An 11,825-nucleotide genomic window follows, 5' to 3' on the forward strand; every position below is an offset into this window, starting at 1 on the left:
CATGAAATACCATCTGCTTATAGTCTGCTTATTCCTGATTTTCTGGAAATATTTGCCAGCCCAAAAAACACTGCCGCTGGCAAATGACACCATTCCATTTGTCCTCACGGAGTATAATAATATCAAGGTTAGGGTTCTGCTGAATGATACCGATTCGCTGGAGTTAAAATTTGATTCCGGCGCTACAGGTTTGCTCCTTACCCATGAGGCGATTGCAACAAAAACAAAACTGCTGGAAAGCCAAAACGAAAAAAAACCTACACAGGATTATCAAAAACTAGAAGCCCAAAGCCGCTTGCAAATCGGGAAGCTGAGATGGGACCATCTGGATGTTTATCCGGTAACTCTATCAGGACATGGTACAGACGGACGGTTTGGCTGGGACTTGTTTGAAGGCCGGATTTTGGAAATAAACTACGACAAAAACATCATGGTTGTACATTCCCAGCTGCCTAAAAATGCCAAAGATTACACCAGACTAAAGATCGAATATGTGGAAACACTTTTTTGTGTAGAAGGCAGGCTGTTTGCCGGCAAAAAACACTACAAAAGCAGATTTCTTATTGACACAGGCTATCAGAAGGCATTGTTGCTGGACAGCGTTTTGATGGCGGAGCAAAATTTTCCCAAAGATTTGCCTGTGGTAAAAATAACCAGGCTTCGCAATGGCGCCGGGAAAGTATTTGAAACGAAAGTTGTAAACTGCGAAAAGCTGATGTTGCGCCAGTCATCGCTCAAAAACATTCCCACGCAATTATTAAACACAGATAACCCTGCCGGCTTTAAAACGCATATTCTGGGCAACGAACTATTAAAACGGTACAACGCCTATTTCGATTTTCAGCAAAACCACATCTATCTCAGGCTTAATTCATTGGAATTGCTGCCTTATGGAGATGTGTAGGGGAAAGAATGGGTGCTTAGTTCTGCAATTGTTGCCGAATCATCTCAAAAGCTGTAAAAAACTGATATACGCTTGCCTCGTCAATCTTATTAAATCCAAGATTGACGAGGCTGAGGATTTCATTGAGGTATTTTCTCCTGTAATCCCGGATTGGATCCCAATTTAAACCCAATGTGTCAAGCATTTCCTGAATCCTTATGTATGTCTCCGCGTCATGAATATTTTTGTTGGGCTTGAATATGTGAAGTTTTAAGTCGTACTCCAGTAGCTTAAATGGATCATAGGAATAATCATCGGGTTTCAGAATAAGGTCTACTTGCTTATTTTTTTTTCTTTTGGTATTTATATCTGTGTCGGAGACAAACAGATTTTCCCAGAGCCAGCATCTTGTACTCTTTAGCTCTGGATCAAAATGATCCAATTGCCCTTTTGAAGGGAATTCGCCTATATATTTGCCATTTTCCCACTTAGCAGAAGCGTATTGATCAGGATCGCAAAGGAATAGTTCCGTATAGGCACAAACTCCACCCTGGCAGGCAAGGAGATTCATGAATATATCTCTATAAAAATGATGTTTGGATGAGGTATATGATCCATGATCGGGGGAGGCAGTGCTTTCCAACTGATCTACCCATGTTTTGTATTGTGTCGCCAGGATTTGAGTTTTATCGATTTTCCTCATGGCTGTCAGTCTGCTAGTTCCCAGTCGAGCTTTTCTGCAAGGTCTTTATATTCAGGATAAAGTGCCTGTGCTTCAGAAACTTTGCCTACCCGATTTAATTCTTTGATTTGGTCAGCCAGGTAGGATGCCCGCATTTGTGCTTTATTCCTGAAATCGCTATCCCCGCCTTCGATCTTCATGTCGAAGATATTCTTAAGGACTGTACCATATTTGTAATAGCGGGGATCAATCGTATAGTTATCTATATGGTTTTCTCCTGAAAAATATACCTCCCTATAGACTTTTCCGGTTTCATTAAACTTCAGTTCTACAATTTCCCATGGCTCAAAAGAAGACGCTACAATCGGGGAATGTGTGGCGAAAAAAAACTGTGCTTCAGGAGCAATTCGGGTATAAAAATTAATAATTTCTGCCTGCTTGTCCGGATAAAGCGACCGCTCTGGTTCATCGATCAAAACTATTCGATCCTCGGTTGGGAGTTTGATAAGTGGAATGGCAGTCAGTATCACCTGTTTGGTACCGGTACTCCAAAAATTTGTGTCTATATCCGTTCCTTCAAAAGTCTGTAGCTGAATAGTGAACAAATCTTTTGTTGACTTAAAATCCAGCTCACGTTTAATTTTGACCTTAAAGTCTTTGATTATAGGGTCCAGTGCGTCTGCAAGGCTGTTAATTGGGCTTGGGTTTTTTTTGCGCCATTCATTAAGTTCTTCAACTTTTTGCTGAATGGCTTCTGGTGAAACATTCAGGTTTTCCGCAATATTACTGATAGCCAGCCTCTTTTGTGTTTCCTGTTCCCTATGATCAAGCAGATCTTTCAGAATATAGTACCAAACTTCCACTGGCGGGATAGAACTAAAATCAATGACTTCTGTTTTTTGGAGTTTTTCTACTATTTCTCGAATATATTCCTGTGAATATTCCCCTTTATCCGCCTGCTTGAGATTGATTTTCCCAAATTTTTCAAAAGACCAGAGTATTTCTGCTGGGAAATAGTAAAGGATTGTTTTCACTATTGAGCGAGCAAGAGAGATATCTGGGTTATTTGTAACTGGCCTTAATAATCCTAATATAGTAGTTCTCGTTTGGGGACTCAGTTCTTCCTGGCGGGCAGTAAAGATCTTACCCTCGTATAAATAATCAATCTTAATGTTTCCTGAAATTGATAATGGGATCTCTATAATGCTATTGCTATTATTGGAGAAAGCCTGCGTATAAAACCTGATCAAATCCAATATCGTAGTTTTCCCTGTCCCACTTTGTCCGATAAAACAAACCTTATCCAAAGGCTGCCCTGCTTTTATATGTCCTTCAGGATAAGTAAGATCAATGGATAAATCCTTAAACTGCCGGAAATCCTTTATGTCTATTCGGTTGATCTTCATGAAAAACTGCTCTATCTGATTGTTTTACCAAATATAAAGAAAATCTTCCCAATCCTCCACAAAACCCCTCCCGCTTCTCTTTACCCCAAATTTCGCACTGTTCGTCACTTACTTTTTGTTGCAAAGTGGCTGTTGGCTTGTTTGTGGGAAATCTCATGGAATGCCTGCAACAATTTCACTGAAAATCTCAGGTCTTAACAAAACCTATAAAAATGGTGTGAAGGCGCTGGATAATGTCTCGGTCAATATTGGCCCGGGCATGTTTGGCCTTCTTGGCCCCAACGGTGCGGGAAAATCGTCGCTGATGCGTACCATCGCCACGCTCCAAAACCCTGATTCTGGACAGATATTTTTTGAAGAAATAGACGTGCTCAACAACGTTATGCAACTCCGCCGGATTCTTGGGTATTTACCGCAGGAGTTTGGCGTCTATCCCAAAATGTCTGCCGAATCACTTCTCAACTATTTTGCACTGCTCAAAGGTGTATCCGGTAAAACCGACCGTCAAAAACTTATTCAAGAGGTACTGGAAATCACTCATCTGTCTGATGTGAGGAAGGAGTATGTCGAAAATTTTTCCGGGGGAATGAAACAACGGTTTGGTATCGCACAGGTTCTGCTCAATAAACCCCGGCTCCTGATTGTGGATGAGCCTACGGCAGGCCTCGACCCCGCTGAGCGCAATCGCTTCCTCAATGTGCTCCGCGAAGTGGCCCTGAAAAATACGATCATCTTCTCTACGCATATCGTGGACGATGTCAAAGATCTCTGCAATGAAATGGCGATTATGTTTGGCGGCAGGATTTTAAAACAAATCGCGCCATCACAGGCTATCGCCGAAATGTATGGGCAAATCTGGGTGAAAAATACTGATGGGCAAATCTTGCCTCAGTTGGAAAATGATTATAAAGTTCTGTCATCCCGCTACAACCCTGACAATTCTGTTGCAGTCAGGGTGTTCTCTCCAGAAAAACCGGGAGATGATTTTTTCAGCGATTCGCCGCAGTTGGAGGATGTGTATTTTTTTACGCTCTGGGGCTCAAGCTTAGGGAAACAAGAATAAAATTATGTTTACGATTATCTTCTCCCAGGAACTGAAATACTGGTCGAAAAACCCTTCTGTATATGTGTACAGCCTCGTGTTATTTCTGCTGGCAACAGGAACAATGGCCGGAACCGCAGGCATATTCGGAGAAGATTCAACCCATTCTCTGCTATTGGCCAATTCGCCCGAAGGGATATACTCTCTCATGAATCTTTTTCTCAAGCTGCTGCTTTTTATAATCCCTGCGATCATTGGAAATTCGGTCTGCCGGGATTACCGGAGCAATATGTACAAGGTTTTATACACGTATCCTTTTACCAAAATTACCTACCTCCTCGCCAAATTTTCGAGCGCATATATCGTCGTTTTTCTGATCGCATTAGTGATCGGAGCCGGGTTTGTCGCAGGAGCTAACCTTCCCGGAGTCGTGCCTTCACGGGTAACTGCGTTCGACCCGGGGGTATATGTTCATATTTACGGCGTCTATATTTTGCCTAATGTGTTTTTCTTTGGCCTGGTGGTTTTTGCCATAACTCTTTTATCCCGAAATCTGCACACAGGGTTTATTTCGGTAGTAGTTTTACTGGTCTTGCGGGAAACTGCTGCGAGAGTCCTGGCGCGAGAGGGTGGGGTAGTCTCTCTTTTTGATCCATTGGGCGAATGGGCCACCTTGTTTTATACCCGTCACCACACGGTAGCCCAACAAAACCAACTGCCGCTTCCATTGGGAGAGTGGATAATATTCAATCGGTTGTTGTGGATAGGAATTACGGCACTTTTGTCCATATGGGTTTACAAATGGTTTTCCTTCAGCCAGCAGGCTTTCTCTTTTCGTGTAAAAAATAAACGCACAGTGAATGTGTCTGATCTGGAATCTGGCCGCGTTATCAAAACCCATTTGCCGGAAGTGAAGTATCAGTTTTCCTTTTTTCACCAGCTAAAAACAGCCTGGGAAATATCCGATATAGAGTTTCGAAGCATTGTGAAAAGCGGTTCTTTTATCAGCATTCTGGCGGTAGGGGTGTTGTTTACTTTCATCCTGCTTTTTCAGATGAATCCGCCTTACGGCGCCCGGATCATGCCTTTTACCTGGGTAATGCTGGCGTTTCCGGTTTTGTTTTATTCCCTGCTGATACAGGCAATGACGTTTTTGTATGCAGGCATTCTCGTTCACCGGCCCACTGTTTTCCGGATGAATGAATGGGTGGACGCAACGCCTGCTGCGAATGTTACCTTACTCCTGTCCCGGTTTCTGGCACTGGTAAAGATGCAGGTTTTGCTGCTGTCCCTGATTATGGTTGTGGGAATATTGGTACAGGCCTGGCTGGGATTTTATCAATTTGAGATCGGGCATTATCTCTTTGACCTGCTGGGTATTCATCTGATAGGATTTGTCATTTGGGCATTTGCTGCGGTGTTGGTTCAGACCATTTTTACCAACCCCTATTTGGGTTTATTTGCCCTGATTATTGGCTCTTTTGGAATCTCCAATCTTCCTGCACTGGGGGTAAACGAATGGCTTTTTCGGTTTAACGAAAACCCCGACCCCTCTTTTTTCCTCAAATACTCTGACCTGAGCGGTTATGGTTATTCGCTTACGCCGTATTTTCTCTATAAAATCTATTGGAGCTTTTTCGGGCTGATTTTGTTTGGTGGTGCGTTGCTGTTTTGGATCAGAGGTTTGCCCCAGTCATTCGCAGAAAGAATATCTGTTGCCAGTTCGCGCATGAAGGGGAATATATTGATTTATCTCGGCACCATGACCACGCTTTTTATGTCAACAGGACTTGCCCTTTACCAGGCAGAACACACGGGTTTAAAAATGTTAACAGAAAATGAAACCAGTGCCATCTCCCGTGAAGCCGACCGTAAATACGGCAGATATGTTCATTTTCTTCAGCCGCGGATTGTATCGGTAAAAATAAATATGGAGTTGTTTCCCGAATCATTCCGATATCACGCCGAAGGAGAATATACAATGGTAAATGTTTCTGAAAAGGTCATCGATACACTTCTGATTCATTATGCCGGAGAGGTAAAAACTTCTTACCATTTTGACCAAAATTCAAAGACTCTCACCCGTGATACGGTCGCGTTTGTTGATATTGTCCTGCTGGAAAATGGTCTTCAGCCCGGTGATAGCATGCGTTTGCATTTTGCAATTGAACCGGTACCCGCTACAATTTTAATTAAAAATACGCAAGTGGAGAAAGACGGGACGTTTATGACTTCCGTGGTTTTTCCGGGGCTTGGGTATGAATCGCACGATATACAATTTTCTCATACTGACGCTTCCGCCCTCCAAAATCACTACCGGTCGATAGATTCAGACTATATTGACTTTGAAGCAACTGTAAGTACATCTGACGGCCACACAGCGATTGCGCCAGGTTATTTACAGAAAGAATGGCGCGAAAATGGGCGGCACTATTTTTCCTATAAATCCCGGGAAAAGGTGACCAATGACTATGTATTTCTCTCCGGCCTGTATGAGGTGAAAAGGGAAAAATGGAACGGCAAGGATCTGGAAATTTTTTACCACAAAGGGCATGCGTACAACCTGGGCCATATGATGCGTGGACTGAAAGCTACACTCAGCTACAACGAAAATCATTTTGCCCCCTACCAGCATAAAAAGATCACCGTCGTCGAGTTTTCACGAGCTTTGGGAGAATATGCGCAGTCATTCGCAAATACAATTCCTTACACAGAAATTGGTTTTGTGCTGGATATTGACACGTTGCGGGGGTTAAATTTTCCTTTTATCGGCGTTGCGCACGAACTGTCTCATCAGTGGTGGGGCCATCAGGTCGTTCCTGCGGGTGTGACGGGTAGTCGCATGATCACAGAAGGGCTGGCTGAATACACCTCGTTGAAAGTACTGGAGCAGGAGTTTGGCGAACACCAGGGGCGAATGTTTCGAGAAAAAGCGCTGAAAATCTACCTGAAAAACAGAGCCGAAGATGCCGATGAGCAGCCACTGATGTACAATACCGGGCTGGCGAAAAGTTATATTCCCTATCAGAAAGGCTCCTTGGTTTTTTACGCCATGTGTGATTATCTGGGGGAGGAAAAGTTTCACCACCTGCTCAAAGCCTGGCTGGAGAAAGTGCGGTTTCAGTGCGCGCCTTATGCGACCTCCGCCGAACTGGTAGATTTCATCCAAACAGGAACCCCTGATTCCTTACAGTATCTGATCCACGACTTATTTGAAACGGTTACTTCTTACGACAATCAAATGCTTACAGCCACGGCTCATAGGTTGGGAAATGGGAAATATCAGGTGGATTTGGCCTTTGCCGTTCGTAAATTCGGAGATGACGACCGGCTACTGGCAGACTATATCGAAATCGGTATTTTTACAGAACCAGACCATACCGGCCAGCCACGGAAACTCTATCTGCAAAAACATAAAATTACCCAAACCCAAAATACATTGACCCTGATCGTTGACGAAATGCCTTTGCAGGCGGGTATCGATCCTATGATCAAACTCATCGACAACAATCCCGCTGATAATATGATCGCTGTTCAACCCCGCAAAAAATAGAAAAGTGAAAAAAGGAATATTAAATACTATCCAAACCTGGCTCGCCGCACATTGGGAGAAACTGTTGCATGCTGCCGGGTGGTTTCTGGTCTTTTTGACGATGAGTGAGATTTGGTTCTCCCAAAATCTTCTGAAAGTTAAAATTATTCACAGCTACTCCATCATTGCTTCTGTTTTTGTGTTTTATGTGAATATCCTCTGGCTGATTCCGGCATTTTTGAAAAAAAAGAGATGGGCGACGTATCTGATGGCATTGATAACCATAGTAGCAGCCATGCTTTCTGCGGGCATTTTGATTCATTTGGGTGTACAAGGTGAAGATTCAGATGACCTGGGTTTACTTTTGGGATTAATGATTTTGGGCGTATTATTTGCGCTGGTGTATATATTTACCAGAGACTGGGTGCTCAATCTGGGTTATATCGAAAAATTGAAGTCAGAAAAGCTGGAAGTTGAACTGGCATTCCTCAAATCGCAGGTAGATCCCCATTTTTTGTTTAATACGCTCAATACGCTGTATGCACTTGCGCTGGAGGAAAAGGCCGGGAAAACTGCAGATGCTATCGCCAAACTCGGCACCTTGATGCGGTACAACCTGCATGACTCTCAGGTAGAATTTGTTTCATTGGGTAAGGAGATGGATTTTATCGAAAAATACATTACCCTTCAGCAGTTAAGGGTTCCTGAACGTTGCCGGATCGAGTGGGTGATGGCGCCCGAAACAGAATCATGGATGGACAAAAAGATTGCCCCCATGCTGCTGATTCCCTTTGTCGAAAATGCATTTAAGCATGGGGTAAGCCTTACCGATGACACCTTTATCCATATTCATTTTGCGATCAGCGAAGAAATGCTGGTGCTGACGATTAAAAACAGTATTTTGCCAGGCAGCACTACAGATGAACGCACCGGGATCGGGCTTCAAAATGTAAAAAGCAGATTGGACTTGCTCTATCCCGGACAACACGATCTTGCTATCGATCACCAAAAAGGCATTCACACTACGCGTCTGGAAATAAATTTACATCCATGATACAGGCGATCGCTATAGACGACGAACCCAAAGCGCTGGAAATCATACGGAGTCACGCTTCGGGCATCCCTTACCTTACACTTGTGGAGACGTTTTCCGACCCATTGCGTGCGATTACTTATTTGCAGGATCATCCGGTAGACCTGATTTTTCTGGATATCAATATGCCAGGTGTTGACGGGCTTGCATTGGTGAAAAAATTTTCGCTGGAGCAAATGATTGTATTTACTACCGCCCACAGTGAATATGCACTCGAAGGATTCGAAGTAGAGGCGGTGGACTATCTGTTGAAACCCTTTGACCAGGCCAGATTTTTACAGGCGGTGAATAAAGCCCGAAACCGCATGAAACATACTGTGCCGGCTCCTGCCGATTTTTTCTTTGTAAATGCAGGCAATCAGAAAAAGCGGATATCCTTCAGCGACATTTTATATGTTCAGGGTGAAGGGAATTATATCAGTTATGTAACCACATCGGAAAAAATTCTCGTTCGATCTTCTCTTTCCGAAGCGGCAAACCTTTTGCCCGCACCGATGTTTGTACAGATTCATCGCTCTTACATTGTCGCTGTCAGACATATCGAAAAGATCGAAGACAACCATGTATATATAAATGGTACGGCAATTACCATAGGAAGTACGTTTAAAGAAAAATTTCTGAAAGTGATCGACTCGTTTTGAGCCTTTGCCCGAAACTTTTAATCAGATTTTATTTTGTATATTTGGTAGGTCAGAATAATGAAAAGTACCATCATACAGTTTTTTAAAATGGTATTTAGCCTGATATTACACCCATGAAATTCGGCAAACTCCCTGACATCAGCCATATAAACTTCGAACTTCCCGCCAATCCCGGCCATATTTCGGAGGTGTTGGGCGGAAAGGCTAAAGGCAATTTTCATGCGTATGTCGGCTGTCCTATGTGGGGAAACAAATCATGGACCGGCAAACTTTACCCCAAAGGCGCCAAACCCGCCGACTATCTGCGATACTATTCGCAGTCCTTTAATACGATTGAACTTAATTCCACCCACTACCGCGTGCCTTCGTCAGAGATTGCCCGGCGTTGGGAGGAAATGGCCGCGTCCGGCTTTGCCTTTTGCCCGAAAGTACCTCAAAGCATTTCCCACTACCGTAAACTCGTCAACTGCGACGACGAGATCAACTTGTTTGCGGATGTTGTAGCGCTGTTTGGCGAAAAACTCGGTTGCGCCTTTGTCCAGCTTCACGAATCATTTGGCCCCAATCTTCTGCCATATCTGCGCTCATTTGTACAGAGTTTTCCCTCCTTTCTTCCTCTTGCAATCGAGTTTCGCCACCCTGATTGGTTTGACGACCACCGGCTGACTCCCGAGGTCGAAGAACTGCTGCAAAAACATCAGATCTCCACTGTAATCACCGATGTAGCCGGGAGGCGTGATGTACTGCATCATTCGCTGAGCTCTTCCACAGCTATGATACGTTTTGTGGGCAATGGCCTTATTCCCTCCGACTATACCCGCGCCGATCTTTGGATAACCCGCATTGCGGAGTGGGTAGAAATGGGACTGGAAAAACTCTACTTTTTTGTCCACGAACCCGACGATACTTTCGCCCCGGAAATGGGCACTTATATCATTCAAAAACTCAATAAGCAGTTTAATCTCAATCTGCGAATCCCGGGCATCCCTGAAGAGCCGGGAAAGCAGATGCAGTTGTTTTGAGTATATAGATGATAAAAATTTGAATTTGTTATCAAAATTTGATAACTTTCGGGAGTGTTATTTATAAATGAAGGTAAAACTACTTGAAGTAGAAGCTGGCGTAATCCGCCTCGCTACAATTGGTCGGGCTGATAAGCAGGATATGCCAGTGAAAAAAAATGGCTGGAATTTTAATTGGCAAGAATTGCTGAAAACAGAAGGTGCGTCTGTCTTTAAAATTACACTGGATGAGACTCCTGAAAAGATAGAGGGTCTGGTAATGTTATCAGTCTATTTTGAAGAAATGGTTTTTATGAATAATCTTGAGCTTGCTCCACATAACATCGGAGCGAGCAAAAAATATGAGTATGTAGCGGGTATATTGATTGCTTTTGGTTGTCGGTATGGCCTTGAAAACGGTAAAGGAAACTATCAGGGATATCTTACTTTTGAGAGCAAAACAGAGCTGATTCCGTTATATGAGAAAAAATATGGGGCCACTGCGGCAATGGGGCAGAAGATGTTTATAGATCCTGTCCAGGGGGGAAAGTTAATTTCCCAGTATTTAGAATCTTAAATCAGAGAATATGAACAAAATAAATCATGAATGGGAAGATGGCCTTATTGGTTCAGGATCAGGCCTGATCAATCCGAATAGTGAGGATTTTCGCATGCTGAAAGAAAAGATTATTAATCATTCAGCAAAAATACCTGTTGATGAAAAGATTCAGATTCGGATTAAGGGGTTAAAATATAAAATGGAGACTTACCTTAAGGAAGGGATTCCTGAAACAATCATACCTGCTGGCGTATTCCTAAAAGAATTTATCGAGATTACCGGTGTATCATACAAAGATTTTGCAGCCTATATCGGCTGTAAAAATTCTAATTTAAGTGCGCTTTTAAGTGGCGCCCGGAAAATCAATTATGATGTGGCTCTAAAGCTTGGCCATATTTTTAATATGGAGCCTGAGATTTGGCTAAACATTCAGAATAGAGGAGAACTTTGGGAGATTCACCAACAAAATGCAACGGAATACCAAAAATATCAGTTGGCAGATCTCCTGAAAAAAGCGGGATGAGGCATTCATCTTAATCCTCTCAGTTTAATCTCAATCTGCGAATCCCGGGCATCCCTGAAGAGCCGGGAAAGCAGATGTTGTTGTTTTGATGGGGGGAATCTTCAGCCTGGAGTCAACGATCATTTTTTGAGCCCAAGTTCCTGCCTCCGATCTTTGAGCAAGGCGGCAACATCGATCACCTGATCGGGTTTTATTTTCTCATCTACGATGAGCAAAGTATAGTTTTTTCCGTTTTCCCTGAACAGTATTTCCTGTCCTATTTTTACCTCAACGCCACTCTTTGAAAATGGTGATAGATTGGGATTCATAACACTGGGGATGATCAGTGGAATGGATTTCAGCGTTGAATTTTGCAAAGTAAACTTCACGGAGGGTGAATCTTCCCGCTGCTGGGAAAATACCTTATTGGCTGATCCTAAAAAAATAGCCAGAATACACAAAAATAATGCTGTGTTTTTCATAA

The 11,825-nt window shown here is 43.2% G+C and carries 11 protein-coding genes; 8 read left to right on the plus strand and 3 right to left on the minus strand.

Annotated elements, in window-relative coordinates:
* Position 1 precedes the first annotated feature (1 nt).
* Positions 2–904 carry a clan AA aspartic protease gene (locus R3D00_02480; GenBank protein ID MEZ4772020.1) on the plus strand — a complete coding sequence of 301 codons (903 nt, stop codon included), beginning with the start codon at positions 2–4 and terminating at the stop codon, positions 902–904.
* Between the two features lie 16 nt (positions 905–920).
* Here the strand turns inward: R3D00_02480 and R3D00_02485 are convergent, their stop codons facing one another.
* Both R3D00_02485 and R3D00_02490 read right to left on the minus strand, forming a co-directional pair.
* Positions 921–1,586, minus strand: a complete 666-nt coding sequence (locus R3D00_02485; GenBank protein MEZ4772021.1) for a hypothetical protein — start codon at positions 1,584–1,586, stop codon at positions 921–923.
* A 5-nt stretch (positions 1,587–1,591) separates the two neighbouring features.
* Positions 1,592–2,971, minus strand: a complete 1,380-nt coding sequence (locus R3D00_02490) for an ATP-binding protein (protein ID MEZ4772022.1) — start codon at positions 2,969–2,971, stop codon at positions 1,592–1,594.
* A gap of 160 nt (positions 2,972–3,131) precedes the next feature.
* On the opposite strand from R3D00_02490, the gene R3D00_02495 reads away from it, so the two are divergent.
* The 7 genes from R3D00_02495 (at position 3,132) to R3D00_02525 (ending at position 11,362) form a co-directional block, all read left to right on the plus strand.
* Positions 3,132–4,034 (plus strand): ABC transporter ATP-binding protein, encoded by a 903-nt coding sequence (locus R3D00_02495; protein MEZ4772023.1) that lies wholly within the window; start codon positions 3,132–3,134, stop codon positions 4,032–4,034.
* Between the two features lie 4 nt (positions 4,035–4,038).
* Positions 4,039–7,566, plus strand: coding sequence for a M1 family aminopeptidase (locus R3D00_02500; protein MEZ4772024.1), 3,528 nt, complete (start codon positions 4,039–4,041; stop codon positions 7,564–7,566).
* Positions 7,567–7,570: 4 nt separating this feature from the next.
* Positions 7,571–8,599, plus strand: coding sequence for a histidine kinase (locus R3D00_02505; protein MEZ4772025.1), 1,029 nt, complete (start codon positions 7,571–7,573; stop codon positions 8,597–8,599).
* A complete protein-coding gene (locus R3D00_02510; GenBank protein ID MEZ4772026.1) occupies positions 8,596–9,279 on the plus strand; it encodes a response regulator transcription factor in 684 nt (227 codons plus the stop codon). The genes R3D00_02505 and R3D00_02510 overlap by 4 nt, the downstream gene beginning before the upstream one ends.
* 113 nt (positions 9,280–9,392) lie before the next feature.
* Positions 9,393–10,301 (plus strand): DUF72 domain-containing protein, encoded by a 909-nt coding sequence (locus R3D00_02515; GenBank protein MEZ4772027.1) that lies wholly within the window; start codon positions 9,393–9,395, stop codon positions 10,299–10,301.
* Between the two features lie 67 nt (positions 10,302–10,368).
* Complete coding sequence (locus R3D00_02520) at positions 10,369–10,857, plus strand: hypothetical protein (protein MEZ4772028.1); 489 nt, start codon at positions 10,369–10,371, stop codon at positions 10,855–10,857.
* Positions 10,858–10,867: 10 nt separating this feature from the next.
* Positions 10,868–11,362, plus strand: a complete 495-nt coding sequence (locus R3D00_02525) for a HigA family addiction module antitoxin (protein ID MEZ4772029.1) — start codon at positions 10,868–10,870, stop codon at positions 11,360–11,362.
* Between the two features lie 119 nt (positions 11,363–11,481).
* Here the strand turns inward: R3D00_02525 and R3D00_02530 are convergent, their stop codons facing one another.
* On the minus strand, positions 11,482–11,823 hold the full coding sequence (locus R3D00_02530) for a hypothetical protein (GenBank protein ID MEZ4772030.1): 342 nt from the start codon (positions 11,821–11,823) through the stop codon (positions 11,482–11,484).
* Positions 11,824–11,825 lie beyond the last annotated feature (2 nt).

The organism is Bacteroidia bacterium (genome assembly GCA_041391665.1).
Classification (GTDB): Bacteria; Bacteroidota; Bacteroidia; order J057; family J057; genus JAGQVA01.